The 26,982-nt window shown below is 63.9% G+C and carries 21 protein-coding genes; 8 read left to right on the top strand and 13 right to left on the bottom strand.

Going from position 1 to position 26,982, the window contains the following annotated elements:
* The first annotated feature begins 11 nt into the window (after nt 1-11).
* Nucleotides 12-2,405, top strand: a complete 2,394-nt coding sequence (treY, locus tag AB0I57_RS19385; RefSeq protein WP_358338956.1) for a malto-oligosyltrehalose synthase — start codon at nt 12-14, stop codon at nt 2,403-2,405.
* A gap of 176 nt (nt 2,406-2,581) precedes the next feature.
* On the top strand, nt 2,582-3,967 hold the full coding sequence (locus tag AB0I57_RS19380) for a beta-1,3-glucanase family protein (RefSeq protein WP_358338953.1): 1,386 nt from the start codon (nt 2,582-2,584) through the stop codon (nt 3,965-3,967).
* Between the two features lie 194 nt (nt 3,968-4,161).
* Here the strand turns inward: AB0I57_RS19380 and AB0I57_RS19375 are convergent, their stop codons facing one another.
* Both AB0I57_RS19375 and AB0I57_RS19370 read right to left on the bottom strand, forming a co-directional pair.
* Nucleotides 4,162-4,791, bottom strand: coding sequence for an antibiotic biosynthesis monooxygenase (locus tag AB0I57_RS19375; protein ID WP_358338950.1), 630 nt, complete (start codon nt 4,789-4,791; stop codon nt 4,162-4,164).
* Between the two features lie 224 nt (nt 4,792-5,015).
* Nucleotides 5,016-5,645, bottom strand: coding sequence for an antibiotic biosynthesis monooxygenase (locus tag AB0I57_RS19370; RefSeq protein WP_358338947.1), 630 nt, complete (start codon nt 5,643-5,645; stop codon nt 5,016-5,018).
* 195 nt (nt 5,646-5,840) lie between these two features.
* Here AB0I57_RS19370 and AB0I57_RS19365 point away from each other — a divergent pair, with 195 nt between their 5' ends.
* A complete protein-coding gene (locus AB0I57_RS19365; protein WP_358338944.1) occupies nt 5,841-7,046 on the top strand; it encodes an enhanced intracellular survival protein Eis in 1,206 nt (401 codons plus the stop codon).
* Nucleotides 7,047-7,161: 115 nt separating this feature from the next.
* Here AB0I57_RS19365 and AB0I57_RS19360 read toward each other — a convergent pair whose 3' ends face one another.
* Nucleotides 7,162-7,350, bottom strand: a complete 189-nt coding sequence (locus tag AB0I57_RS19360) for a DUF1918 domain-containing protein (RefSeq protein ID WP_358338941.1) — start codon at nt 7,348-7,350, stop codon at nt 7,162-7,164.
* 145 nt (nt 7,351-7,495) lie between these two features.
* Between AB0I57_RS19360 and treZ the strand changes: the two genes are divergently transcribed.
* Nucleotides 7,496-9,244: a malto-oligosyltrehalose trehalohydrolase gene (treZ, locus tag AB0I57_RS19355; RefSeq protein ID WP_358338939.1), complete on the top strand. Its 1,749-nt coding sequence runs from the start codon at nt 7,496-7,498 to the stop codon at nt 9,242-9,244.
* Here treZ and AB0I57_RS19350 read toward each other — a convergent pair.
* Nucleotides 9,196-10,776: an MFS transporter gene (locus AB0I57_RS19350; RefSeq protein WP_358338936.1), complete on the bottom strand. Its 1,581-nt coding sequence runs from the start codon at nt 10,774-10,776 to the stop codon at nt 9,196-9,198. The two genes, treZ and AB0I57_RS19350, sit on opposite strands and share 49 nt — an antisense overlap.
* Nucleotides 10,777-10,901: 125 nt before the next feature.
* Here AB0I57_RS19350 and AB0I57_RS19345 point away from each other — a divergent pair, with 125 nt between their 5' ends.
* The gene (locus AB0I57_RS19345; RefSeq protein WP_358338934.1) at nt 10,902-11,423 is read left to right on the top strand and encodes a TetR/AcrR family transcriptional regulator; all 522 of its coding nucleotides are present in this window, start codon (nt 10,902-10,904) and stop codon (nt 11,421-11,423) included.
* A gap of 7 nt (nt 11,424-11,430) precedes the next feature.
* Here the strand turns inward: AB0I57_RS19345 and ilvA are convergent, their stop codons facing one another.
* Both ilvA and AB0I57_RS19335 read right to left on the bottom strand, forming a co-directional pair.
* A complete protein-coding gene (ilvA, locus tag AB0I57_RS19340; protein WP_358338931.1) occupies nt 11,431-12,783 on the bottom strand; it encodes a threonine ammonia-lyase IlvA in 1,353 nt (450 codons plus the stop codon).
* Between the two features lie 178 nt (nt 12,784-12,961).
* Nucleotides 12,962-13,396 carry a nitroreductase family deazaflavin-dependent oxidoreductase gene (locus tag AB0I57_RS19335; RefSeq protein ID WP_358338928.1) on the bottom strand — a complete coding sequence of 145 codons (435 nt, stop codon included), beginning with the start codon at nt 13,394-13,396 and terminating at the stop codon, nt 12,962-12,964.
* Nucleotides 13,397-13,565: 169 nt separating this feature from the next.
* On the opposite strand from AB0I57_RS19335, the gene AB0I57_RS19330 reads away from it, so the two are divergent.
* A complete protein-coding gene (locus tag AB0I57_RS19330) occupies nt 13,566-13,841 on the top strand; it encodes a hypothetical protein (protein WP_358338926.1) in 276 nt (91 codons plus the stop codon).
* Here the strand turns inward: AB0I57_RS19330 and dnaE are convergent.
* The 5 genes from dnaE to lspA all read right to left on the bottom strand — a co-directional run bounded on the left by dnaE (nt 13,812) and on the right by lspA (nt 20,509).
* Entirely contained in the window at nt 13,812-17,348 is a 3,537-nt protein-coding gene (gene dnaE / locus AB0I57_RS19325; RefSeq protein WP_358338924.1) for a DNA polymerase III subunit alpha, read from the bottom strand. The genes AB0I57_RS19330 and dnaE overlap by 30 nt on opposite strands.
* Before the next feature lie 99 nt (nt 17,349-17,447).
* Nucleotides 17,448-18,365 (bottom strand): EamA family transporter RarD, encoded by a 918-nt coding sequence (rarD, locus tag AB0I57_RS19320; RefSeq protein WP_358338921.1) that lies wholly within the window; start codon nt 18,363-18,365, stop codon nt 17,448-17,450.
* On the bottom strand, nt 18,362-19,030 hold the full coding sequence (locus tag AB0I57_RS19315; protein WP_358338918.1) for a hypothetical protein: 669 nt from the start codon (nt 19,028-19,030) through the stop codon (nt 18,362-18,364). The genes rarD and AB0I57_RS19315 overlap by 4 nt, the downstream gene beginning before the upstream one ends.
* Nucleotides 19,031-19,034: 4 nt before the next feature.
* A complete protein-coding gene (locus tag AB0I57_RS19310) occupies nt 19,035-19,961 on the bottom strand; it encodes an RluA family pseudouridine synthase (RefSeq protein ID WP_358338916.1) in 927 nt (308 codons plus the stop codon).
* A complete protein-coding gene (gene lspA, locus AB0I57_RS19305; protein WP_358338914.1) occupies nt 19,958-20,509 on the bottom strand; it encodes a signal peptidase II in 552 nt (183 codons plus the stop codon). Before lspA ends, AB0I57_RS19310 begins: the two co-directional genes overlap by 4 nt.
* A gap of 67 nt (nt 20,510-20,576) precedes the next feature.
* On the opposite strand from lspA, the gene AB0I57_RS19300 reads away from it, so the two are divergent.
* Nucleotides 20,577-21,530 carry a hypothetical protein gene (locus AB0I57_RS19300; protein WP_358338911.1) on the top strand — a complete coding sequence of 318 codons (954 nt, stop codon included), beginning with the start codon at nt 20,577-20,579 and terminating at the stop codon, nt 21,528-21,530.
* Nucleotides 21,530-22,294: a sensor domain-containing protein gene (locus tag AB0I57_RS19295; protein ID WP_358338908.1), complete on the top strand. Its 765-nt coding sequence runs from the start codon at nt 21,530-21,532 to the stop codon at nt 22,292-22,294. Before AB0I57_RS19300 ends, AB0I57_RS19295 begins: the two co-directional genes overlap by 1 nt.
* Nucleotides 22,295-22,314: 20 nt before the next feature.
* Here the strand turns inward: AB0I57_RS19295 and AB0I57_RS19290 are convergent, their stop codons facing one another.
* Nucleotides 22,315-23,649, bottom strand: a complete 1,335-nt coding sequence (locus AB0I57_RS19290) for a DNA polymerase IV (protein ID WP_358339072.1) — start codon at nt 23,647-23,649, stop codon at nt 22,315-22,317.
* A gap of 46 nt (nt 23,650-23,695) precedes the next feature.
* Entirely contained in the window at nt 23,696-26,860 is a 3,165-nt protein-coding gene (gene ileS / locus AB0I57_RS19285; protein WP_358338905.1) for an isoleucine--tRNA ligase, read from the bottom strand.
* Nucleotides 26,861-26,982 lie beyond the last annotated feature (122 nt).

Below are 26,982 nucleotides of genomic sequence, written 5' to 3'. Positions count from 1 at the left end.
CGAGGAAGTCGATGTCGATCACGGCAACTTACCGACTCCAATTGCGTGGCGACCATTTCACGCTCGACGACGCCACCGCCATCGCCGACTATCTGGACGATCTAGGGGTCTCGCATGTCTACCTGTCGCCGATCCTGACTGCTGCCAGCGGATCGACCCACGGTTACGACGTCACGGACGTGACTCGCGTGGATCCCGCGCTCGGCGGGCGCGAGGCGCTGCTCGCGCTGTTCGAGGAGTTACGTGACCGGGGAATGGGGATTGTCGTGGATCTCGTCCCCAACCATGTCGGCGTTGCGAAACCGCGCGAGAACGCTTGGTGGTGGGACGTACTCACCCACGGTCGCCGATCCGAGTACGCCGACTTCTTCGACATCGACTGGCATGAGGAAAACGGTGTCGGAGGCCGTCTCGCGCTCCCTGTACTCGGGTCGGAAACTGATCTCGAATCACTCGAGATCGACCGCTCGGGCACCGAACCGCTGCTCGCCTTCTACGAGCACCGCTTCCCGATCGCTCCGGGTACCGATGCCGCGGACCCTCTAGCTGTGCACGACGCTCAGTCCTACCGCCTGGTGCCGTGGGATGCCGGGCTCGTCGGGTACCGCCGATTCTTCGCGATTAGTGACCTCGCAGGCGTCCGCCAGGAAGACCCGAAGGTGTTCGAGGCCGCGCACCGCGAACTCCGAAACTGGGTGAGCAGCGGGCTGATCGAAGGAGTGCGCATCGACCACCCGGACGGGTTGTCCGATCCGGCCCAGTACCTCGATCGGCTGCGCACCTTACTCGGCACGGACCGCTGGCTCGTGATCGAGAAGATCCTCACCAACACCGAACCGCTCGACGACCACCTGCCGATCGACGGCACCACCGGCTACGACGCGCTCGCCGAGATCGGCGGCGTGTTCCTGGACCCATCGGGGACGGCCGCCCTCACCGCGCTGTCAGCCTCCCGAACGGGCGACCGGGGAGACGCGACGTGGATCCGCGAGCAGGAGGTCGTGATCAAGCGCAGCGTCGCCACCACCGTTCTCGCACCGGAAGTCCGGCGACTGGCGCGCACGATCCTCGCGGAGACGGGCGTCGAATGCAGCATCGATCTTCTTCGCGACGCGGTGGTGGACGTCATCGCAGCCATGCCTGTCTACCGCTCGGACTACAGTCCGCTGGCCGGCCTGGCAGGGCGTGTGATCGGCGACATCGCCCGACACGAACCGGCCTGGGCCGAACCTCTGGACGCGCTTTCCGCTGCCCTGATCAACCGGGGTGAGGCGGCCACCCGCTTCCAGCAGGTCTGCGGCGCGGTGATGGCGAAGTCGGTGGAGGACTGTCTCTTCTACCGCACCGCCCGGCTGGTGTCACTTCAGGAAGTGGGCGGCAACCCGGCAAAGGTGGGCATCTCACCCGCCGAATTCCACCTCGCGAGCGCCGAGCGCGCCGCCAGGTGGCCAAGGGCCATGACGACGCTCTCGACCCATGACACTAAACGCGGAGAGGATGTCCGAGCTCGGATCGGCGTCTTGACGCAGGTGCCCGACCTGTGGGCCGGGTGCGTCGATCGGTGGGAGCAGATCGCCCCCAGCCCGGATCCCGTCACCGGCCTGTTTCTGTGGCAGACGCTGTTCGGGGTGTGGCCAGCGGACGGTCGGTCCGGGGCGGAGGTGCCTGACTTCCGCGACCGCATCCACGCCTACGCGGAAAAGGCCGCCCGTGAAGCCGGAATCCGCACGTCCTGGACCGACATCGACCCGGGCTTCGAACGCGATCTCCATCTCTGGCTCGACACGGTGATCGACGGAGCGGTCGGGAAGTCGATCGGTTCACTGTGCACCCAACTGGCCCCCCACGGATGGTCCGACGCCCTGGGCCAGAAACTCCTCCAACTCTGCGGCCCGGGAGTCCCGGACGTGTACCAGGGCACCGAACTCTGGGAGGACTCGCTCGTCGACCCTGACAATCGCCGCCTGGTGAACTACGACGCGCGGCGACGCGTCCTCGGGCACCTCCAGAATCCACCTGTCGATGCGACGGGCGCGGCGAAGATGCACGTCGTCCGAACGGCTCTGCGACTGCGACGAGAACGCCCGGAGTCCTTTGTCGGAGGATCGTATACCCCTGTTTTCGGGACCGGGCCCGCCGCGGCCCACGTGGTGGGGTTCGCACGTGGTCCCGAAGGTGTGTCCCCGGATGTCGTTGCGGTAGCGACTCGCCACAGCATCAGACTCGGTGAACGAGGCTGGGGCGAAACCACCGTCATCCTGCCCGCGGGGACGTGGACCGACCGTCTCACAGGCGAGACCGTCGCCACGGCCGCCGACGCCGACACGGAACGTGGCCCCCGAGCCGACGTCCTCTTCGCCACCTACCCTGTCGCCCTCCTCACACTCCCAGAACGAAACCGCTGACAGCGGCCGGGCGACTGCCCATCCGGTCGACCGTGCACGTATAGCGCACGTATAGCGAGTATCCACCTTGGTTCAAGCGTGAGTTCGCTCCAATCCCTGTTGCATTCGCTCGAGACTTCTGCAAAACTCTCCGCTCGATAACAGATCAGTAACGGATCAGTAACGGAGTGCAATAGATGTTGAGTAGAAGAGCCTTCCTCGGAAGTGCACTCGGGGCGGTCGCTCTCGGGGCACCAATTCTGTCTTCAGTCGCTCCAGCTCTCACCCCTCGCGCCTCGGCCGCTGCCACCCTCCGCACGAGCGTGGTCAACGCCACCGGCGCCTTCAGCAACAGCGCAATCAAGATGTACATTCCCGGGGTCAACCTGGCCGGGCAGCAAGGATTCGTCAATTCCAGCGGGGTTTTCGTTCCGGTTCCCCAGGATGCCGCTCACGGCACAGTCCTCGACATGGCGATTCCGCTGTCCAACACCGGAAACACAGATTTCGTCCTACCCAAGATGTCGGGGCGCATCTACTTCGCGATCGACGGCGAGTTGAGTTTCAAGGCCGTCGTCGATGAGCAGGGCGTTCGGAGAATGCAGTACCCGGCTGGGTGGGTTGAGAGCGATGACAGCTACTCGGTGATGCACGACTGTGTCGAGTTCACCTACAACGACATCGGAATGTTCTGCAACACCACCATGGTCGACAAGTTCTCCGTGCCGTTGGCAATCCAGTTGGAGGGACAAGCGTCGCAGACCGCAGGCGAACTCGTCCCCGGTGGCCGAGAGAGAATTTTCTCCACTGTCGCTGATCACCCGGACTTCGCGAATCTCGTCATCGGTGACAAGCGCGTGATCGCCCCCGGCCACGGCATCGACGCCGGACTGTTCTCGCCCACCTACTACGACGAGTACATCAACGAGGTGTGGAGGAAGTACTCGAGCACCGACTTGTTGGTGACCGACCACCTCAAGAGCATTACGTACACCGGACGGGTCATCGATGACGTGCTCATCTTCGATAAAGGCGTGGCACCGATCCGCAAACCAAGCACCCGCGACGTGTTCTTCTGCGACGGGGCCCTTATAGCTCCGAACGACGGCGTTACCGGACCGGTCGCCGCGATGCTGGGTGCCGCCTTCAACCGAGGGACGCTACTCGACCATTCCAATCAGCCGATCACAGACACCGCGCTCCACTACAACAGCGAGATCGCCAACCACTACTCGCGGGCCCTCCACGAGAACACTGTCGACGGCAAGGCGTACGGGTTCGCTTTCGACGACGTGAGCGACTTGGCGGCGTTCATCCAGGACCACAACCCGAGCTCCTGGACGATCACACTGACCGACCTCTCATCAGGGCCGGCTCCAACCGAGCCCGGCACGGACGACGGAACTGACCCCGGCACGGGCGGCGGCACCGACCCCGGCACGGGCGGCGGCACCGACCCCGGCACGGGCGGCGGCACCGACCCCGGCACGGGCGGCGGCACCAACCCCGGCACGGGCGGCGGCACCAACCCCGGCACGGGCGGCGGAACCAGTGGCAGCACAGGAATGAACTTCGGGTCGTAGCCCAACGGCTTTAGAAGAAGGTCGCGGCGGCAATCGGGCCATCGTGTGACCTCGAGGAGGCTCGCACCACATCAGGCGACGGGCACTGCCAGGGGGAGACCGGCACTACGCGGTGCAGGTCTTCCCCTGGTAGCCAGGGTTCCGCTCAGGACACGCTCTTACACATTTCCTGTGCTAATCAGTTCCTTTGGTGGTCAGGCCATCTCGGGGACGTGCAGGTGCGCGATGACCAGCTCGAACTCGCCCGTCTCGAGCACCTCGGCGTTCGCCTCGCGCAGAGCAGAGGCCCTGATCTCGTTGATGTGTTCCATGTTGCGCTCCATCACCTCGCGGCTGTCGTAGGTCAGCGACGAGACCGCGCGGCCGGCAGCGTGGTCGAGAAGCAGGCTGGCGCTGCAGAACCCTTCCAGTTCCTCCATCTTGGGTATCCCGCCCAGCTTCCACACGTCAACGACACGATCCATGTGAGCCGGCTCCGCCTTGGCCCATGTGACCCGGCAGTAGGCCCCGCGATCCGAGGGGTGATTGCGGTGCAGCGCGGCGATGTCCCACCTCGACACCTCGGCCGTGCCGTGGAAGGTCTTGGTGGCCTCGTCACGCAACTTCTGCACGGGTCCCTCGCTGGAGCGCAGCGATTCCTCGTCCCGCCACGAACTGGTCGCGATGCAACGGCCTGAATCGCGATCGACCAGCAGGGACAATCCGAGGCAACCCTCGACTTCCGCCAGCGCAGGCATCACGACATCCCGCACGTGCTTGATCCCCTCGTCGATGAACGAGGGATGCGCTTGAATTGTGGTTGAGCGTGCAAACACGATCGTCACCCTTCCTTGTCGAGGGCGGCGCCACGGGCGGCGTCGCCCGTTGATCCCACGTGTTTTACACTCCTCCGTAACGGTGGCGATGGCAACGCCCGACCACCGAACGCCGGTACGGACAGGCACCTACTCACTCCCGTAAGGGCGGCGGAATCACTGGCAGCGCAGGAATGAGCTTCGGGTCGCCAGGGTTCCGCTCGGGACACGCTCTTACACATTTCTCTTGGTGGTCAGGCCATCTCGGGGACGTGCAGGTGCGCGATGACCAGCTCGAACTCGCCCGTCTCGAGCACCTCCGCGTTCACTTCGCCGAGAGATGCGACCCTGATCTCTTTCATGCGTTCCACGTTGCGTTCCATCGCCTCACGACTGTCGTAGGTCAGCGACGACACGGCACGACCGGTCGCACGATCGACTAGCAGGCTGGCGCTGCAGAACCCTTCCAATTCCTCCACCTTGGGTATTCCGGCCAGTTTCCCCACGTCGATGACACGGTCCATGTGGCCCGGTCCCACCTTGGCCCAAGTGACCCGGCAGTAGGCCCCGCGATCAGAGGGGTGATCGCGGTGCATCGCCGCAATCTCCCACCTCGACACCTCGGCCGTGCCGTGGAAGGTCTTGGTGGCCTCGTCACGCAACTTCTGCACGGGTCCCTCGCTCGAGCGCAGCGATTCCTCGTCCCGCCACGAACTGGTCGCGATGCATCGGCCTGAATCGCGATCGACCAGCAGGGACAATCCGAGGCAACCCTCGACTTCCGTCAGCGCAGGCATCACGACATCCCGCACGTGTTTGATCCCCTCGTCGATGAACGAGGGATGCGCTTGAATTGTGGTTGAGCGTGCAAACACGATCGTCACCCTTCCTTGTCGAGGGCGGCGTCACGGGGGGGGCGTCGCCCGTTGATCCCACGTGTTCACACTCCTCCGGAACGGTGGCGCGGGCAACGCCCGAGCAGTTCAATGCCGAGATGTTCGCAATTGCGCACCCGTGAATACGGCGGGGCGAAGGAAATCGAATGAGACGAACAATCGGGTGTGCCAGGCTCTTGAGGCATGAAGACCAGCACAAGGATCACTGTCCGGGCCGCCGATGAGCGGGACTGGCGCAATCTTTTGCTACTGCACGAAGTCGGTTTCGGTACCCCGTACACCCCGGAAGCCATCGATGTGCGGCGCGAACTCGTCGGCATCGACCGCTCGATCATCGCGGTCGACGGCGAGGCGGTAGTCGGCGTGACCATGGATCTTCCGATGACCGTTACGGTCCCCGGCGGGGTCGCGGTAGGCGCGGCAGGGGTCACCGGTGTCTCCGTCGCACCCTCGCACCGACGCCGGGGGATCCTCCGCGCCCTGTACGCCGAGCAACATCGGCGGATTCAGGCGTCCGGCGCGGTGCTGTCCGTGCTCATCGCCAGCGAGGGTGGGATCTACGGCCGATTCGGATACGGCCCCGCCACCATCGAGTCGGCGGTGACCATCGACCGCCGTCTCGCCGCATTCCATCCGAAGACCCCCGACCCGGGCGGCGTACGCGTCGTACGCCCGGCCGATGTCCGCACCACAATCACAGCCGTCTACGACCGCTGGCAACGGATCACGCCCGGCGCACAGGTTCGGCCCGAAGTCCTGTGGGATCGGCTGTTCGCCGATCGAGAGAGCGACCGCGGCGGCGGTACCACCCTGTTCGCCATGCTCCACGACGATGGCTACGCGCTGTATCGCCGGGTCGACGGGGAGGACGGGATGATCGCCCGGATCCAGGAAATGCGTACGGTCACCGACCGTGCCCACGCCGCACTCTGGCGCGCACTGTTCGGCCTCGACCTGATGCACGGCATCGAGACGACCCTTGCACCCGACGATCCGCTACCTCAACTACTCACCGACAGCCGTGTGGTCCGCACACGGTCGCGGCGCGACGGATTGTGGGTGCGGATCATGGATGTGCGGGCCGCACTCGAGGCGCGCACCTATCGATCCGACCTCGACCTGGTTCTACAGGTCGACGACGGATTCCTCGATGCCGGCGGGCGCTTTCGGCTGTCGGTCCGGGACGGCCACGCTACGTGCACGCCCACGGATGACGACCCCCGGGTTGTCGTCGACCTGGATGCACTGGGCAGTCTGTATCTCGGAGCGCACCAGGCACGCACATTCGCTGCGGCCCATCGGCTCTGGACTGACACACCCGAAGCACTCTGGGCCGTCGAGCACGCATTCAGCTCGAACCGAGGCGCCCAGGTGGGCTGGCCGTTCTAGGCACACCGCTCTCGATGCATTCGGCCCTGGGCTATCGCCGAGTACCGATCTTGCTCGAAGCGGGAACGATAGGCCCCTCGCAGAGCCTTCCCCTGCAACCCAGCGCGTTCCGGCCCTACGACTTGGGGTGCTCAACCCACGCGTCGGAACCTGGAAAGACGAGCGCCTCGTGACCGTCTTCGTACCGGACGAGGTACGGCGGTTCCCCGTTCTCTCCGTGCACTTCCACCACCTCGGCGGTCTGCGCGTGAGCCCCTACAACTCGGCCCTGAACGTGCAACCTGTCTCCCACTGCTACGTGCATGATTGCTCCTCGCGATGCTCCGACTTCCTCCTTCCAGCTTGCTACTTCGAGGCGGCTCGCGAAAGGGTCCGACGCCCGAACCAATCGAAGAGCTCCGGAAGCCTGCTCCGCTGCAGGCGACGCCCAAAGCAGGCATCCTGATCGAGTGCGCACCTTCGAGGTTTGGGCCCCCGCCCCGGATACCGTTCGTGTCGTCGTCGACGGACGACGCCACAATATGACTCCATTGCCGGACGGATGGTGGAGTGCGGACATCGATGCAGCCCCGGACGCGCGGTACGGCTTCCTGTTGGACGACAGCGAAACCATGCTCCCGGACCCGCGCTCACCGCGGCAGCCCGAAGGGGTCCACGCGCCGTCCCAGTTGCATGTGCTCGACGAGACTGTGTGGACCGACGGGAATTGGACAGGGAGGCAGCTCGCCGGGTCGGTGGTCTACGAACTGCACGTCGGAACCTTCACCACCGAGGGCACGTTCGCGGCTGCCGTCGGCAAGCTCGACCACCTCGTCGACCTAGGCGTCGATTTCGTGGAACTGATGCCTGTCAACGGCTTCAACGGCACCCACAACTGGGGCTACGACGGCGTCCTCTGGTACACGGTCCACGAGGTATACGGCGGTCCGGACGGGCTGCAAGCCTTCGTCGACGCGTGTCACGCCCGCGGACTCGGCGTGGTCCTCGACACCGTCTACAACCACCTCGGGCCGTCGGGAAACTACCTCGACCGGTTCGGCCCATATCAGACGCAGACCGTCAACACATGGGGCCAGGGCATCAATCTCGACGGTCCACAATCCGGCGAAGTGCGGCGCTACATCATCGACAACGCGCTGCGCTGGTTCCGCGAGTTCCACATCGACGCCCTGCGACTCGATGCCGTCCACGCACTCGTCGACCACACTGCCACTCACCTCCTCGAGGATCTGGCCATCGAGACCCGCCGAATGTCTGCTCACCTGAGGCGACCCCTGACACTGATCGCCGAGAGCGACCTCAACGACCCACGACTGATCACGTCACGGTCCGCGAGCGGTTACGGCCTCGACGCCCAGTGGGACGACGACGTGCACCACGCCATCCATTCGGCCGTGTCGGGTGAGACACAAGGCTACTACGGAGATTTCGGTTCGATGACATGCCTGGCCGATACCCTGCGCCAGGGCTGGTTTCATGCGGGCACGTACTCCTCGTTCCGCGGTCGCATGCACGGCAGACCCCTCGACACCCGTCGTACCCCCGCGAGTTCGCTCGTCGTCTATACGTGCACACACGACCAGATCGGGAACCGCGCGGTGGGTGACCGGCCCGGTACCTACCTCACCGCCGGGCAACTCGCGGTGAAGGCCGCGCTCGTGCTGTGCTCACCGTTCACGCCGATGCTGTTCATGGGCGAGGAATGGGGGGCGAGCACGCCGTTCCAGTTCTTCACCTCGCATCCAGAGCCGTCGCTCGCGCGAGCGACGGCGGAGGGACGCAAGGCCGAGTTCGCCGATCACGGCTGGACCACGGATGATGTGCCCGATCCGCAGGACCCGGAAACGTTCACGAGATCGAAGCTCGACTGGGACGAGCGCGGGCGCGAACCGCACGCCCGTCTACTCGAGTGCTACCGCTCTCTCGTCCGCCTGCGACGCGAACGCTGGGAACTCACGGATCCTTGGCTCGAGAATCTGTCGGTCGACTATGACGAGACCCTCTGCTGGATCGTCGTGTACCGCGGCCAACTTCGTCTCGCGTGCAATCTCAGCGCCGAGTCCGTGACCGTCCCCGTCGGCGGCTCCCCCTTGCTCTGGTGGGAAGCGCCGATCCAGGACGAAACAGCATCCGTGACGGTGCTGCCGGCTCACTCGTTCGTTGTACTCGACGGTGCGACGGCAGCACGCTCGTCCTGACGGCTGCGCAGCAGACGCAGAACGAGGATCGCGGTGACGAACAGGATTGCCGCGGTGGCGACGGCGGCCACGTGCATGCCCGCGACGAACGCGGTCTGTGCAGATTCCAGGAACACCGTGCTCGCGGTCTCCGGAAGGTGCTGCGCCTCGGCGATTGCGGCGCCGAGGGTCCCCTGGGCCGGCGCGACCCGATCAGGGGCCAGCAGGGAGGTGTCGAGGCCGTTCCGGAAGATCGCCATGACCACGCTGCCCAGCACCGCAACACCGAGCGCGATACCGAGTTCGTACGCGGTTTCGGACACCGCCGAGGCGGCGCCCGCACGTTCGGGTTCGACCGCACTGACGACGAGATCGGACGCCAGAGTCAAAGCGATACCGACACCCGCACCGACGAGTCCGAAGCCGATCACGAACATATTCGGCCCACTGTCGACACGCAGGGCGAACAACATGGCCGCACCCACACCGCCGACGACCAGCCCGCCGCCGAGGACGTGCGAGGTCGCCCAGTAGCGGACCATCCAGGCCGCCGCCAAGGCCGTGACCGCGCTCATCAGCATTCCGGGCAGCATCAACACCCCCGCTTCGAGCGCCGTCTTGCCCAAGACCAGTTGCAGGTACTGGGATCCGAAGAACAGAACACCTGCCAGCGCAAAGACGGAAAGCAGGTTGGTGAGGACGGCCGTCGAGAACGCCGGCTTGGCGAACAAACCGAGGTCGATCATCGGATCCTTCATAACCCTCTGCCTGCGCACGAACCCAACGCCAGACGCGACACCGGCAAGACCAACGGCAATGAGCACTGGGGAGATCCCGTGCACCACAGACTCTTTGACGGCGTAGACGAGTGGCAGCATCGTAGACATCGACAGCGCCGCACTGGTCAGGTCGAACCGTCCCGGGTTCGGATCCTTCGACTCCGGGATCAGCACAGGTCCGATGCCGATAAGCATGAGCATTACCGGAATATTGACCAGGAACACCGAACCCCACCAGAAGTGTTCGAGCAGCCAACCACCAATGAGCGGGCCAGCCGCGGCGCCACCACCAGCCATCGCGCTCCAGACTCCGATCGCGAGGGTGCGCTGGCGAGGGTTGACGAAGATCGCCCGGATCAGGCCGAGGGTGGCGGGCATCAGCGTCGCCCCCGAGATTCCCTGCAGCACACGGGCTGCGATCAGCATCTCAGGCGACACGGCCCATGCTGCGATCAGCGAAGCAATCCCGAACCCGGCGGCGCCGAAGAGTAGGAGACGGCGACGCCCCACTCGGTCGCCGAGCGTGCCCATCGTGATGAGCAGACCGGCCAGCACGAACGAGTAGACGTCGATGATCCACAACAACTGCGTGCTACTGGGTTCGAGGTCTGCGCTGATGAACGGCAGCGCGAGATCGAGCACGGTGGCGTCTACCGCGATCAGGAGAACCGCAAACGCCAAGACGATGAGCCCGAGCCAGTCTCGGCGCGATGCGGAGGCTCGACCCGGCTCACCAGAGGCTTCGTTGATCCCGCGATCCGTGGACACAGACAATTGACTTCCTGCGACTTTCCGATTCGAGAGCTGAGACATACGGTACACCGTCCAGCCGGTATAGTTTCTGTACATTACCGTGAACCGTCCAGCCGGTAAAGTTATTTCCGGTACAGTCGCTCCTCATGACGGCCGGTACTCGCGATCGCATACTCGACGCTCTCGAGAAGCTGCTACTCGAAGTAGGAATCGCCCAGGTGACCCTCGAAGCGGTCGCCGCGGAAGCAGGGGTATCCAAGGGTGGCCTGCTCTATCACTTCCCCAGTAAGGAAGCACTCCTCGCAGCGATGGTGCGACGACTCGGCGAGCGAGCGGATGCGCATTTCGCCGACGCCATCTCCGGCGGCACCTCGCTATCGGAGTGGTACCTGCAGGTTCCCGACGCCAATACTGCCGAGGAACTCGCCCTGTACCGTTCCACGATCGCAGCGCTTCGCAGCGTAGACGGTCAGCACGACGAAATTCAGAAGGCCGTCACCGAGGTCATGCGCGGGTGGGACGAAGGCCTCCAGAACGAAATCGCTGATCCCGTACAGGCCGAGATCGTGCGCCTGGTCGGCGACGGCATCTACCTCGCCGCCCTACTCGGGCTCCCCATGCCCGAGCCTGAGCTGTACGCCAAGGTCGTCGAGCGCCTGCTCCAATGAGAGCGGCTCAGGTCAGGTAGCGGTACGCGGGACTTCCCGGTTCGAGACGCTCCACCTGAATCCGAGACTGCTCCATCCGGTCGAGCAACTCACCCAGCCCCTCGGCCTTGCCGAGTTCGATGCCGACCAGCGCCGCGCCGGTCTCCCGATTGTTTCGCTTCACGTACTCGAACAAGGTGATGTCGTCCTCGGGCCCGAGCACCTCGTCGAGAAATCGGCGCAGTGAGCCCGGCTCCTGCGGAAAGTCCACGAGAAAGTAGTGCTTGAGGCCTAGATTTACGAGGGAGCGTTCTAGAATCTCGCCGTACCTCGAGATGTCGTTGTTACCGCCGGAGATCAAGCACACCACTGTCGAACCGGGTTCGAATGAGATGTTGCCCAGCGCCGCCACCGACAAAGCACCCGCCGGCTCCGCGATGATGCCCTCGTTCTGGTACAGCTCGAGCATTGCGGTGCAGACCGCACCCTCGTCGACGTTGGTAACCACGAAGGACTCGGCGTCGAGTCGGATCGTGGAAGGCCGACCGGGTTGTCGGGCAGAAGTATGCGAGATGACCTCGGCGTTCAAGGCGGAGACGACAGCGAAGGGAAGGTCGCCGACTCGTTTCACGGACGCCCCATCGACGAAGGGGTCGATCTCTGTCAGCGTCACAGGTGTGCCTGCCACCAGCGCCGCCGTCATCGACGCCGCGCCCGTCGGTTCAACGCCCACGATGGCCGTCCCGGAGGCGTTGGCGCGCAGGTATGTTGCGATACCGGCGATGCATCCGCCGCCACCGACCGGAACCAGTACTGCATCGGGCGACGCGCCTAGCTGCCCAAGGATCTCGGCCGCGATGGTGCCTTGCCCGGCAGCCGTACGGGCGTCGTCGAACGGCGGAACCATCGTCGCACCCGTGCGCCGAATGTCGGCCTCCGCGGCCTCTGCCGCCGCGTCGTACGTCTCCCCTGTCAGGATCAGTTCGACGAACTCGCCACCGTGAGCGCGGATACGATCACGCTTCTGCTTGGGGGTGTTCGACGGAACATAGATTCGCCCGCTGATCTCCATCGATCGACAAGCGAACGCGACGCCCTGCGCATGGTTGCCCGCGCTGGCGGCCACGACTCCGGCGGTGCGCTCCTCGTCGTCGAGTTGGGCCATGAGGTTGTAGGCGCCGCGCAATTTGTATGAGCGGACCACCTGCAGGTCCTCCCGCTTCAGGTAGACATTCGCTCCGGTCAGGGCCGAAAGCCGATCGCTTCGCTGCAGCGGGGTCGCAGCGATCACGTGGGAAATTCGCTCGATGGCGGCGTTGATCTCGCCCACGGTAAGGGGCGGTATTACATTCTGGGCTGCTGCATCGGACGATGTGGGCACCTGAACATATTCGCACTCTCCGGCCATCACGTACCAGCCGGGCTCAGAGGCACGAACCGAATGGCGACTGCCTCGGACCATTCTGGAAGTTCATTTTCCGCATCCACAGGCGCGCGGTACGCCTCGCCGACATCGGGTTCTCCGGATGTCGGCGAGGGGATCGACCTCGGACTCGACATCACGCCGGTTCGAGAACGAACACGGGGATACGCCGGTCGGTCTTCTTCTGATACTCGGCGTAGTCCGGGTACACGGCCACGGCACGATCCCACCACTTGGACTTTTCGTCACCACTTACCTCGCGGGCCACCATGTCCTGCGTCAACGACCCGTCGCGCAACTCGACGAGAGGCTCGGCCTTGACATTGTGGTACCAGTCGGGATTCTTGGGGGCGCCGCCGAGCGAGGCCACTACCGCGTACGTTCCTTCGTATTCGACACGCATCAGCGGGATCTTGCGAAGCTTCCCAGTCTTCACGCCGCGAGTGGTCAACAAGACCACGGGCATACCCTCGATCGTCGTCCCCTGTGCCCCTTCAGTGGACTCGATCAAGTCGGCCTGGTCTGCGGACCATTTCAACGAACCGGGCTCGTAGTCACCTGTGAGTGGCATACCTCCAGTCAACCCGGTTGTGTGCGAACCCGAAGCGGATTCGCCAATCGCGTACGCATCCAAGCCTTCATCCAATTGTTCGTTGCATCGAACTTGGGTTTTCGAGTACCCTCATCAGACGCGGGGTCATGCACGCCTCCCAACCACCGAGCAATGAGGGTGACCTGTAATGACGACAGATTTCGCCAGGATGCGCCGCAATGTGCACAGCAACGACACCATCCGGACGGTCGACATAGCGGGCACGGACTGGCCCCTCTACAAACTCGAGGCCCTCGGCGTTGCTCTGATGACCTTCGCGATCGTGCTGGTGGTCACTCAGACATTGCAAACGGCGGTACTCACCGCCGCCGCGATCGCTGTCGTGGTCTGGTGGGCGCGACGCTATTATTCACGCCACGCTACGGCCGAATCGTCACACGGACAGGCAGCTCGGCCCCAGTAGTGCCTTGAGGTCGCCCATCAACGCCGACGATGGTTCCACGCGCAACACGTCGTCGACCTTCCATAGTGTGACCTCGGTTCCACCGAGCAACCGAACGTGTACGTCGGAGGTTCCCGGGTGCCGTGTGAGCACCTGCCGTAACGCCGTCAGTCTTTCCCTCGTGCACTGACGCAGCGGCAAGCTCACAGCCAGCGGCTTCGCGACACCCACCGCCGAAAGGTCCGGCACGACAAGATCGTTGGCAATCAACGAAATCCTGTCGTCACGAATCGAAACGCGTGCCTTGACCAGAACGACGGAGTCCTCCGTGACATCCATCCCGTATACCGAGTAGGCCTGTGGGAAGAACAACACCTCGATACCACCGGCCAGATCCTCGAGTTGCGCAGACGCCCAGGTGAGACCGTTCTTGTTGATCCGCCGGTTCACCGCGGCGAGGATGCCACCAACAGTCACCTGGGTTCCGTCTTTGATGTCGCCCTCGAGAATCGTTGCTATTGCGGTATCGGACTGCGCCGACAGCACATGTTCGACACCGTTGAGTGGATGCCCGGAGACGTAGAGTCCGAGCATCTCCCGCTCCAACGCCAACCGGTGCTTCGAGTCCCATTCCTCCTCGGGAACTTTCATCTTGAACACCGACGCGATCGACTCGTCGGCATCTGCACCACCGAAGAGGTCGAACTGACCGACCGACTCTGCCTTCTTGGTACCCATTACAGCGTCGATGGCATCGGCGTGGATCAGGAGAAGACCCTTCCGCGGGTGACCGAGCGAGTCGAAACCGCCTGCCTTGACAAGGGATTCGGTAACCTTCTTGGAGCACGCCGCGGTGTCGATCTTGTCGAGATAGTCGAAGAAGTCGACGAACTTGGACTTCTCCTTGCGCGCCTTGATGATCGAGCCCACGACGTTGGCGCCGACGTTACGAACAGCACCCAAACCGAAGCGGATGTCATCGCCGACAGAAGCGAAGTCGACCTCCGACTCGTTGACGTCGGGCGGGAGCACAGTGATCCCCATCTTGCGGCAGTCGGCCAGATAGACCGCGGCCTTGTCCTTGTCGTCACCGACCGACGTGAGCAGCCCTGCCATGTACTCGGCGGGATAGTTGGCCTTCAGATACCCGGTCCAGAACGACACCAGCCCGTATCCTGCTGCGTGCGACTTGTTGAACGCGTATCCGGCGAACGGAAGAATCGTGTCCCACAGCGCCTTGATCGCCGGCTCGGAGAAGTCGTTGGCCAGCATGCCCTCGCGGAAACCCGCGTAGGCCTCCTCCAGCACCGACAGCTTCTTCTTGCCCATGGCCCGGCGGAGAATGTCGGCCTGTCCGAGCGAGTAGCCCGCCACCTTCTGAGCGATCTGCATGATCTGCTCCTGGTAGACGATCAGGCCGTACGTGTCGGCCAGGATCTCCTTCAGGGGTTCCTCGAGCTCCGGGTGAATGGGTTTGACCTCTTGCCGCCCGTTCTTACGGTCGGCGTAGTCGTTGTGCGCGTTCATCCCCATCGGACCGGGCCGGTACAGCGCGAGCACCGCCACGATGTCCTCGAAGCCGGTGGGCTGCATACGGCGTAGCAGGTCGCGCATTGCGCTGCCGTCGAGTTGGAACACGCCGAGCGTGTCGCCGCGCGAAAGCAGTTCATAGGTGGCCGGATCGTCGATCGGGAGGGTGTCCAGATCCAGGTCGATGCCCCGGTTGGCCTTGATGTTGTCGATGGCGTCGCCGATGACCGTAAGATTCCGCAGACCGAGGAAGTCCATCTTGAGCAGGCCTATTGCCTCACACGACGGATAGTCCCAGCCGGTGATGATGGCACCGTCCTGGGCACGCTTCCATACAGGTATGGCGTCCATCAGCGGCTCGGACGACATGATCACGGCACAGGCGTGGACGCCGGCGTTCCGGATCAGTCCTTCGAGCCCCTTCGCCGTCTGGTAGATCTTCGCCACATCGGGATTGGAGTCGATGAGGGCGCGAACCTCCGCTGCCTCCTTGTAGCGCTCATGGTTCGGGTCGGTGATTCCGGACACCGAGATGTCCTTGGCCATGATCGGCGGGGGCAGCGCCTTCGTGATCTGATCCGCGATCGCGAATCCCGGCTGACCGAACTGCACTCGGGCGGAATCCTTGATAGCGGCCTTGGTCTTGATGGTGCCGAACGTGATGACCTGGGCGACGCGGTCACTCCCCCACTTCTCGGTCGCGTAGCGCACCATCTCGCCACGACGACGATCATCGAAGTCGATATCGATATCGGGCATGGATACGCGCTCGGGGTTCAGGAACCGCTCGAACAGCAGACCGTGTGGGATCGGGTCGATATTTGTGATACCCATCGCATAGGCGACAAGTGATCCGGCGGCCGAGCCGCGACCGGGTCCGACCCTGATACCGACCTCGCGGGCGTGGTTGATGAGATCGCCGACGACGAGGAAGTACGCGGGAAAACCCATCTCGAGGATGACGTTGATCTCGTAGTCCGCGCGATCCAAGTATTCCTGTTTCGGTCCATCCGGGAAACGGCGGTCGAGGCCGCGTAGCACCTCCTGGCGGAGCCAGGTTCCCTGAGTCTCGCCCTCGGGAACAGGGAAGATCGGCATCCGGTCGCGGTGTTCCCATACTTCGTCGTACGACTGGACACGCTCGGCGATCAGCAGGGTGTTGTCGCAGGCGCCGGGCACCTGGTCGTCCCAGAGCTCACGCATCTCGGCGGCGGACTTGAGGAAGTAGCCGTCGCCGTCGAACTTGAAGCGGGTCGGGTCGGACAGCGTCTTGCCCGTCTGAATGCAGAGCAGCGCCTCGTGGTTCTCCGCGGCGTCCTTGGTGACGTAGTGGCAGTCGTTGGTCGCAAGCGGGGGGATTTCGAGCTTCTTGCCGATCTCGAGTAGACCCTCGCGGACCCGGCGTTCGATCGACAGACCGTGGTCCATGAGCTCGAGGAAGAAGTTGTCCTTCCCCCAGATCTCCTGCCACTTGGCTGCAGCCTCCAGCGCCTCACGGTCGTGCCCGAGACGCAGGCGCGTCTGGATCTCGCCGGACGGGCATCCAGTGGTCGCGATGATGCCCTCATGATGGGCGGCGATGAGTTCCTCGTCCATACGAGCCCACTTGCCGAGTTGTCCCTCGATGGACGCGAGCGAGGACAGCTTGAACAGATTCCGTAGCCCTGTGGCGTTCTCGGCGACCATCGTCATGTGGGTGTACGCACCACTACCGGAGACGTCGTCGGACTTCTGACTGCGATCACCCCAGAGCACTCGTTTGGTGTTGAAGCGGGACTCTGGAGCGACATACGCCTCGATGCCGATGATCGGCTTGATTCCCTGCTTCTTAGCAACGTTGTAGAACTCGCTGGCGCCGTACATGTTGCCGTGGTCGGTCATACCCACCGCCGACATACCCAATCGCTCCGCCTCTTCGAACATGGCGCCGACCTTGGCCGCACCGTCGAGCATCGAGTACTCGGTGTGGTTGTGCAAATGTACGAACGAGTCAGCCACGTGCGCCTCTCTCACTGTCTGGGGAGCTTCCCGAGTGTATGCCGTTCCACCGACAACCCCAGCGCCCGACGGCCGGTGTCGGAGAAGTCGTGACGCGAGCTAACCGGCGCGCACCGGCGCCGAACCCACAGTGCGCTTGACGCGCCTGGCCCGTACCAACGCGTCGGTAGTGAAGATCACGAGGGCCAACCAAATCAGAGCGAACCCGATCCACCGGGATAGTGGCATGTCCTCGTGCAGAACAGCGACGCCCCACACCATCTGCAACGCGGGTGTCAGGTACTGAAGCATGCCGATCGTGCGCAAAGGCACGCGTTGTGCCGCGGCACCGAACAGCAGGAGCGGCAGGGCCGTTACAGGTCCCGCGGCCATCAGCAGCAGGCTGTGTCCCGGGCCGTTTCCGAAGAACGTACTGGCGCCGGTGAAGGTCAGGAAAACCAGGTAGCCGACCGCGATCGGCGCGGCCACGACTCCCTCGGCGGTCAAGCTCGTCCGCGGGTCGAGCGGCATCACCTTCTTACACAGTCCGTACAGCGCGAACGAGCCGGCCAGAACGAGGGCGATATAGGGCGGACTGCCGTAGTCCACGGTGATCACGAGCACGGCCGTGGCAGCAAGCGCGAGGGCCACGACGTGAGCTGGATACAGTCGTTCCCGGAAGATCACCACACCGAGCAAGACGCTCACCAGAGGATTGATGAAGTAACCGAGCGCCGCCTCGACGACACGGTCGGAATTCACCGCGTAGACGTAGGTCCCCCAATTCACCGTGATAGCCGCTGAAGCCGCCGCGACCAGCAGCCACGTCCGCACTCCGAGTCCGCGCATCGAGGCGATGCGACCCGACACCGCGAGCACCACGAACATGATGGCCAGAGTCCACACGATTCGGTGAGCCAGGATCGCTCCCGATCCAGCCGGGCCCAGGAGACCGAAGAACGCCGGGAACATGCCCCACAACGCGTAAGCGCCGACCCCATAGGCGGTGCCGACCGCTTCGGTCCTCCTCTCCGTCACCTCCCACCACCGGGAACGAAGCCGTCGTCGGGTCCGGGCAGCGCGATCTCGACCTGTTCCGGAAGAAGCGGCCGTACGGCAAACCGCCCGAAGACCGCGTCGGCGGCGAGCGCCTCGACAACCCGGACTTCCGACTCGGCCTGCAGCCCCGCCAACCGGGCTCCATCGGCGCGCACGACGACACCGATGACACAAGCACAATTGCGGGCCAGTTCTTGCGCAGACACCGCCGCAATGTTCGCCTGCCGCTCGGTCTCGCCCGCCACCATCTGGACGCGTCCGGCGGCCAGGACACTCGCTCGGGCGAGGGCAGCGTCACCGGCCGCGACCGATACCGCGACGAGAGGCGTCTGCACGCGGTCGAGGGGCACACGGAACAGAACTTGTGACACGCGCACGCCTGAGGCGAGTTCCCGTACGACCTCGGTGGTCACCGCAGTCTCGAACGAGACCAGCGCCCAGCGCTCACTCGACGGCGGCTGCTCGAGCGATCGAGACGATCGGGCCAGGTAGTCGGATACTCGTTCCCCGTTTTGCGGGCCCAGGGCGTCCGTCGACACGGGCACCTTTGGAACCGGATTGGCGACTCCGAGTAGTACGACGATTACGACGAGGGCCGCTGCCGCGACAACGGGAACCACGTACCCCCCCTGACGCCGGAGCATCACCTCAACTCGACCGGAGAACCTCGAGGGCGTCCTCGAGGTCCTTCGGGTACTTGGAAGTGATCTCGACCCATCGGCCATCCGCGGGATGCGCGAAGCCCAGGGACCGGGCATGCAGCCACTGGCGCTCCAGTCCGAGACGTTCAGCCAGGCGGGGGTCGGCTCCGTACGTCAGGTCACCACAGCAGGGATGCCGCAGTGCAGCGAAATGCACCCGGATCTGGTGGGTGCGTCCAGTCTCGAGGTGGATATCCAGCAGGCTCGCCGCTTGGAACGCCTCGATGGTGTCGTAGTGGGTGACGCTCGGCTTTCCGTCGGCTGTGACCGCGAACTTCCAGTCATTGCTGCGATGCCTGCCGATCGGCGCGTCGATGGTTCCACTGCTCGGATCAGGGTGGCCCTGGACCAGGGCGTGGTATCGCTTGTCGATGGTCCGCTGCTTGAACGCTCGCTTGAGGAGTGTGTAAGCGCGTTCCGAGGTCGCAACCACCATGACGCCGGACGTGCCGACATCCAGTCGGTGCACGATGCCTTGGCGCTCATGGGCACCGGAGGTGGAGATCCGGAAACCGGCCGCAGCAAGACCGCCGATGACTGTCGGCCCGGTCCAACCCACGCTGGCGTGCGCGGCCACACCCACCGGTTTGTCTACGGCGACCACGTCGTCGTCCGCGTACAGGATCTCCATGCCCTCAACGGGTTCCGCCTCGATGGTCAGCGGTCGCGGCGGTTCCGGCAATTCCACCTCGAGCCATGTTCCGGCTGACAGACGGTCCGATTTACCGACGGCTACACCGTCTACGAGTACCGAACCCTCCTCGGTGAGATGGGCCACCACATTGCGCGACAAGCCCAGCAAGCGAGCGAGGCCTGCGTCGACCCTCATCGCTTCGAGCCCGGCGGGGACCGGCATGGACCGTGTTTCCCTCACTTCTTCGCCCCCTTACGCTCTCCGCCGGGTTCCACGCCAATCAGTGTGAGCACGACGAGTAGGACGGCGCCGCACACGATTCCCGAGTCGGCCACGTTGAATACGGGCCACCAGCCGACCGAGACGAAATCGACGACATGCCCCTGCATTACTCCCGGTGCGCGGAAGAAGCGGTCGACGAGGTTACCTAGGGCACCGCCGAGTACGAGTCCCAGACCGAGTGCCCACAAGGGTGACCGGAGCGTGCGCCCGATCCTGATCACACCGATGACCACACCCACCGCAACTAGAGTGAGCAGCCAGGTCATGCTCGTAGCCATGGAGAACGCCGCACCGGGATTGCGGACCAGCCGCAGCGACACGATGTCCCCGACCAGCCAGATCGGGCGGCCTGGCTCGATATAGGCGACGGCGAGGATCTTGGTCAGCAGATCCAGGGCGAGTACGACACCCGCGATCACGAACAGAAGCAGCCTCCGTTGATGCCTCGGGGTCTCCGTTCGATCCTCGATGTCGGTCTCATTTTCGGCCGTGGGGTCTGAACTCACACTTTCATCATCCCCTACGTGCCACAGCTGACGCTCACGCGCTCCCGAACAGCACTAGCCTGGGTGCGTGCCACTGTTCTCCAAAGCCCCCCTACCCGGATTCCGACTAGTCGGGGCAACCATTTCTCTGCTTGTATTCACCGCGGGATGTGGAGCTGACGTGGGCTCCCCGGATTCGAGTCCCGCGGCGTCTTCGTTCGCCCCCGTAGAAGTGACGGTTCCGATCTCGGCCTCCACCGTCGAAGTGACCTCGCACGGCGAAGAACCGCATGAGGTAATTCGTCCTCGACTGCCGGACGGGGTCTCACAGCAAGTGACGCTGACCACCGAGGCACAGGTGTTCCAGCAGATCGACGATCAGCCAACTCAGGACTTCTCGTCTCCGCCCATCACCCTGCCACTCGACGCGGTCGTCAATCAGCGCCCGGAGGATACCGATGGCGAGACCACCGTCGATCTCACCTTCGGCGACGTCACCAGTCCGAACGAGCGCCTCGGACTTGCCCTCGAAGCCAGTAAAGGGGCCGGGGCCGGGTTCACGATCGGGCCCACTGGCGCAATCACCGAACTACAGCTGCGGCCGAACGCGGCCGCCCAGGACATTGCCCGATCCGCGGTCGAGCAGGCCTTTTACCAGGCTGCCTACCGAACGATCTCGTTTCCCACGGAAGCGATCGGGGTGGGCGCCCAGTGGACGATCCATCAGCGGGTGATCGGCGGAATCGCGCTCGACCAGACAACCGTCGCAACTCTTACGGCTCGGGACGGCAACCTGGTGACCGTCGATTACACGATCGACCAGAAGCCGGATTCACCAATCTGGAACCTGCCCAACGGGGCAGGCACGCTCAACGTCGACCGGTACGTGATGCGGGGTTCGGGAACGGTCACTGTCGATCTAGACCTTCCACTGCCCGTCTCCGGCATCGTCACTGTGAATGGTGATCAGCAATACAGCGATCCGGATGGTCCTACGCGCCTGCGTCAGACCACCTCGAACCAGGTCGAGTGGACTTCCTGATGTTTCGTACACCCGCCGCTGCAACCTGCTCCCTGTTCGCAGCACTCTCACTGTCGGCGTGCTCGTCCATCGCGGGCGAAAACACCGACGAGTTGACGTCACTCGCGCCACTCGGGCCTGTGGTCACCGTGTCGCCGGACCCATCGGCGGCGCCTTTCGCTGATCGGGCGAAACTGCGTGCTGCCCTGCTCGACATCGGTGACCTGCCCGTCGGATTCTCGCCTGTCCCCAACCTCGAGGATCTCGGGCTGCAGCGAACCCCCGAGAGGACGGACCTCGGCGCACCACTCGCACCGGCGACGAACACGGACCCGGCTGAATGCGCCGCGATCCTGTCCCCGGTCGCCGACCAGCGAACCGGGGCGGTGGCCTCTGCATCGAATGCGTTCACGGGTCCGGGTTTCGTGAGCATCGACCAGGATGCCGCTAGCTATGAAACTGGCGCCGACGCTGCCGACGCGTTCGCGAAGATACAGGCCATCCTCCACGACTGCGGCGAATACTCGGGGACGGATGCAGACGGCATCGAGGTGCACAACCGAATCGGCGGACTGGCCCAGAAAACGGAAGGAGATGCGTCGGTCGCGTTCCGGCTCATCACATCGAGCGCCGGCCTCGATCTGGTCTCCGACGCCATGGTGGCCATCGTCGGGAACACCGTCACCCAACTCGTTGCAACAGGACAGGAACCGATAGACGCGGACGTCTTCGACGGCATGGCCCACACCGCGGTGGACAAGCTGGTTCCCGCCCCCGAAGGCTGAACCACCGGGGCCGGTGGTCTCTACTGGAGCGACCCTTCCATGTCTGCACGTTTCAGACTGGCTTCGTCATCCTTGAACGTGCGCGCAATCCCCGGTCCGGTTGTTCGCGTTTCGAATCGAACCGTCACGACTCCGTGCCCGGCACCCTGCACCCAGCCGTGGCCGAAGTCGGGGTGTGTCACATCGAGACCTGGATACCACCGACTGCCGATTTCGCTTGCCTGCGCCGGCAGGGTGGGAGCCACGTGATCGCTACTGTCCCAACCCTGAACTCGGGACTCCTCGTAGCCGGGGACGTCCAGTTCCAACTCCGGGAACAGTGAGCCTTGGCGCACGGCGGACAGACCGGCGAACCCGACACCGACCAATCGCACCGGTCCGAGTTCGATCGGGTCGATCACCTGACGCTGTGCCGCGGCCACCAGGATCTGACGGTCGAGCGTGGCGTATGGAAGTGTCACCGATCTCGTCACGATACTCATGTCCGCCTTCCTCAGTTTCAGCACCACAGTGCGAGCTGCCCTGCCGTCCCTGCGTAACCGCTCGAACGCCGACATTGCGCTCGATTCGACTGCACCACGCAGTTCTGCCAGTGTGACGATGTCGGTGGCGAATGTGGTCTCGGCGCTGACTTGTTTGGACTCCGCGCGCTCTGCCACGGGACGGTTGTCGATCCCCTGAGCCAGTCGGTGCAGACCCGGTCCGACGGTGGCGCCCAGGATGGACGCCACCTCGGATTCCGAGGTGCGGGCCAGGCCCCCGATCGTCTCGATGCCCAGCCGTTTCAGTTTTTCCTCTGCGACCGGACCTATGCCCCACAGCTTGCGCACCGGCAGTTCATCCAACAGCGCACGCTGCTGTTCCGGTGGAATCACCACGACCCCATTCGGTTTGGCCAGACCCGAGGCGATCTTGGACACCTGTTTTCCCGGCCCGGCACCGATAGAGGCGACCAGGCCCGTCTGCTCGGTGACGAGAGCCCGCAGGCCCTCGCAATAGCGATGGACCGTGGAGGCATCCGCACCGGCGAGTTCGGCGGGTTCTCCGAAGGCCTCATCCATCGACAATTGCTCGAGCACCGGCATCGATCCTCGGAGCACGTCGAACACGGACCTGCTCAACACGCCGTACAGCCGGCCGCGGGGCGGCAGCACGATGGCTCGGGCACCCACGAGACGCCGCGCCTGGTGCATCGGCATGGCAGAGCGCGCACCGAATACGCGCGCTTCGTAGCTGGCGCCGGCAACCACCCCGCGTCCACCGAGACCGCCGACGAGAACCGGGCGACCACGAAGCGTAGGCCGCGTGAGCTGCTCGACCGACGCGAAGAAGGCATCCATGTCGACGTGCAGCACCCACCGACGACTCACCTGGTGCAAAGTACCCGCCCGGTCCGACAGCTCACGCCTTTACGATCAGCGCCCGCACTCCCTCACCGAGTTCGATGGCATCGTCGGCCAGTTCGGCAAGTTTCAAGTCGACGGCAAGGATCTCGCCCGCGATCAATTCTCGGTGAGCCTCCGCCCAGTCCCGTCGCTCCGTCGGCACCTCGAGGACGACGGTGATCCGGTCGGACACATCGAGTCCGGCAGCGCGACGTGCGTCCTGAAGCTCACGGATGCGGTCCTTCGCCCAACCCTCAGCTTCCAGATCCTCGGTGATCGCCGAGTTCAGCACTACCAGACCTTCACCACCAGGCAGTGCCGCCGTCGATTCCGGTTCGGCGGCGACCAGCCTGCGCGTGTACTCCTCAGGCAGCAACTCGATCCCTGCCGCTACCACGACTCCGTCCGAATTCTCCGACCAATCGCCGGCTTTGACCGCCTTGATGACCGCCTGGACGTCCTTGCCGAGGCGCGGCCCCGCGGCCCGGGCATTGACTACGAGTTCGAACCGGCCGTGCGCGTCAACGTCCGTAGTGAGATTCACTTTCTTGACGTTCACCTCGTCCGCGATGAGACCCAGGTACGGATGCAGGCGGGTGGCATCGTGGGATGCCACCGTCACCTCGGGCAGAGGCAACCGCACCCGGAGGTTTTGGGCCTTGCGGAGTCCGAGGACGGTCGAGCACACCGACCGGACCTCGTCCATCTCCGACACCAGGGCAGGATCGCGGGGCAGGTCTCCCTCGGCAGGCCAGTCCGCGAGATGCACCGAACGACCACCCGTCAGCCCACGCCAGATCACCTCACTGATCAGAGGTAACAGCGGCGCGGCGAGCCGAGTGACGACTTCGAGCACGGTGTGCAAGGTATCGACGGCGTCCCGATCTTCGTTCCAGAAGCGTGAACGCGACCGGCGCACATACCAGTTCGTCAGCGCGTCACAGAACGTGCGCAGTTCGTCACAGGCACCGGCGATGTCGTTCGTCTCGAGCCCCTCGGTTATCACATCCCGAGTGCCTGCGAGCTTCGCGAGAATGTAGCGATCGAGGAGGTTCGGCGAATCAGCGCGCCAGCTACCAGGTTTGGGTGCGTACAGCTGCAGAAAACTCCACGCATTCCACAGCGGCAGCAGCGCATGCCGGACACCCTCACGAATTCCCTGCTCCGTGACAACGAGATTTCCGCCGCGCAGGATCGGCGAAGACATGAGGAACCATCGCATCGCATCCGAACCGTCGCGTTCGAATACCTCGTTGACGTCAGGATAATTCCCCTTGGACTTGCTCATCTTGAGACCGTCTTCACCGAGAACGATGCCATGTGCCGCAACGGTCTTGAAGGCGGGCCGATCGAACAGCGCAGTGGACAGTACGTGCAGGGTGTAGAACCATCCACGAGTCTGGCCGCTGTACTCGACGATGAAGTCGCCAGGGAAGTGACCCTGACCGTCAGTCGGACCCTCGAGCGACCCTCCGTCGAACCACTCTTTGTTCTCAAAGGGGTAGTGCACCTGTGCGTACGGCATCGAGCCCGACTCGAACCAGCAGTCGAGCACCTCGGGGACGCGTCGCATCATCGACCTGCCGGTCGGATCATCCGGATTGGGACGCACCAGATCGTCGATCATCGGTCGATGCAGATCCGTCGGACGCACACCGAAGTCGCGCTCGAGTTCGTCGAGCGATCCGTACACATCCATGCGCGGATATGCCGGGTCGTCGGACACCCACACCGGGATTGGACTGCCCCAGTATCTATTTCGGCTGATGTTCCAGTCTCGCGCACCTTCGAGCCACTTGCCGAACTGTCCGTCGCGGATGTGTTCGGGCACCCAGGTGATGTCCTGGTTCAGCTCCACCATGCGGTCTCGGAACTTCGTTACCGCGAGGAACCATGACGGAACCGCCATGTAGATGAGTGGTTTCCCGCTGCGCCAACTGTGCGGATAGGAGTGCTCGATGGTTTCATGCCGCAGCAGCTTTCCGGCAGCTTTGAGATCCTTGATGATAGCCGGATTCGCGTCGAACACCTGGAGACCCTCATAGGGGGGCACCATTGCCGTGAACCTGCCTGCCGGGTCGAGCGGCTGAACGATCTCGATCCCGTTGGCTGTCGCGCACTCCATGTCCTCCTCACCAAAAGCCGGGGCGAGGTGCACGATGCCGGTGCCGGACTCCGTTGTGACGTAGTCGGCGGCGAGAATGCGGTGTGCGTTTTCGTGCCCGGAAAAGAAGTCGAATGGCGGGTCGTAGCTGAGCCCGACGAGATCCGAGCCGGAATGAACGGACACCACGGTCGGTGATTGACCCAATTCACGGGCGTAGTGCGCCAAGCGATCCTGGGCCAATACGTAGCGCTTGTCCTCCACTTCAACCTGGACGTAGACGATGTCGGGGTGAACGCCGACCGCGAGGTTCGATGGCAGCGTCCACGGAGTGGTCGTCCAGATGAGCGCATTCGCGCCGTCGAGCGGTCCGCCGCCACGCAACGGCATGTCGACCGTGACTGCTGGATCCTGACGCATCTTGTAGGCGTCGTCGAGCCGCGTCTCCTGATTCGACAGCGGCGTCTGCTCGTACCAGCTGTACGGCAGAACGCGGAATCCCTGATAGATCAAACCCTTGTCGAAGAGTTCCTTGAATGCCCACATCACCGACTCCATGAAGTCGAGATCAAGGGTCTTGTAGTCGTTGTCGAAGTCCACCCACCGCGCCTGACGCGTGACGTAGTTGCGCCATTCGTCCGTATAGCGCAAGACCGACGACTTGCAGTACTCGTTGAAACTCTCGAGACCCATGACTTCGATCTCGGACTTGTCTTTGATGCCGAGTTGCTTCTCGGCCTCGAGTTCCGCGGGTAGTCCGTGACAGTCCCAACCGAATCGGCGCTCCACCTTCTTGCCCCGCATGGTCTGGAACCGTGGAATGACGTCCTTTACGTATCCCGTCAGAAGGTGGCCGTAGTGCGGGAGACCGTTGGCGAACGGCGGGCCGTCGTAGAACACGAACTCGGAAGCACCGTCACGTTGGGCGATCGAAGCGCGGAAGGTGTCGTCTTGCTCCCAACCTGCGAGCACGCGTTGCTCGACGCGCGGGAAATTGACGCCGGCATCCTGCGCGATGCCGTAGTCGACCTTGGGGTAGGACTCATCGTTGCTGTTCAGGTTGCTGGTCTCGGTCACCGGCGATCTCCTCGTGCCTGACGTACTCGGCACGGGGACGATGGAGACGCCTCCTGCGTCACCACCGCGGTACCACCCCGCTTGCAACCCCGGAGGGTGCCTCTCGGTGCCGGGCTGTGACG

Source organism: Rhodococcus sp. NPDC049939, from assembly GCF_040656415.1.
Classification (GTDB): Bacteria; Actinomycetota; Actinomycetes; order Mycobacteriales; family Mycobacteriaceae; genus Rhodococcus_F.
Note: the sequence above shows the minus strand (reverse complement) of the source record. Positions and strands in the feature narration are given on the sequence as shown.

Excerpts from the sequence above, each read along its gene's own strand:
- treY (WP_358338956.1), top strand. The coding sequence starts at position 12 with ATGTCGATCACGGCAACTTACCGACTCCAATTGCGTGGCGACCATTTC.
- AB0I57_RS19380 (WP_358338953.1), top strand. The coding sequence starts at position 2,582 with ATGTTGAGTAGAAGAGCCTTCCTCGGAAGTGCACTCGGGGCGGTCGCT.
- AB0I57_RS19365 (WP_358338944.1), top strand. The coding sequence starts at position 5,841 with ATGAAGACCAGCACAAGGATCACTGTCCGGGCCGCCGATGAGCGGGAC.
- AB0I57_RS19360 (WP_358338941.1), bottom strand. The coding sequence starts at position 7,350 with ATGCACGTAGCAGTGGGAGACAGGTTGCACGTTCAGGGCCGAGTTGTA.
- AB0I57_RS19345 (WP_358338934.1), top strand. The coding sequence starts at position 10,902 with ATGACGGCCGGTACTCGCGATCGCATACTCGACGCTCTCGAGAAGCTG.
- AB0I57_RS19335 (WP_358338928.1), bottom strand. The coding sequence starts at position 13,396 with ATGCCACTCACAGGTGACTACGAGCCCGGTTCGTTGAAATGGTCCGCA.
- AB0I57_RS19330 (WP_358338926.1), top strand. The coding sequence starts at position 13,566 with ATGACGACAGATTTCGCCAGGATGCGCCGCAATGTGCACAGCAACGAC.
- AB0I57_RS19315 (WP_358338918.1), bottom strand. The coding sequence starts at position 19,030 with ATGCTCCGGCGTCAGGGGGGGTACGTGGTTCCCGTTGTCGCGGCAGCG.
- AB0I57_RS19295 (WP_358338908.1), top strand. The coding sequence starts at position 21,530 with ATGTTTCGTACACCCGCCGCTGCAACCTGCTCCCTGTTCGCAGCACTC.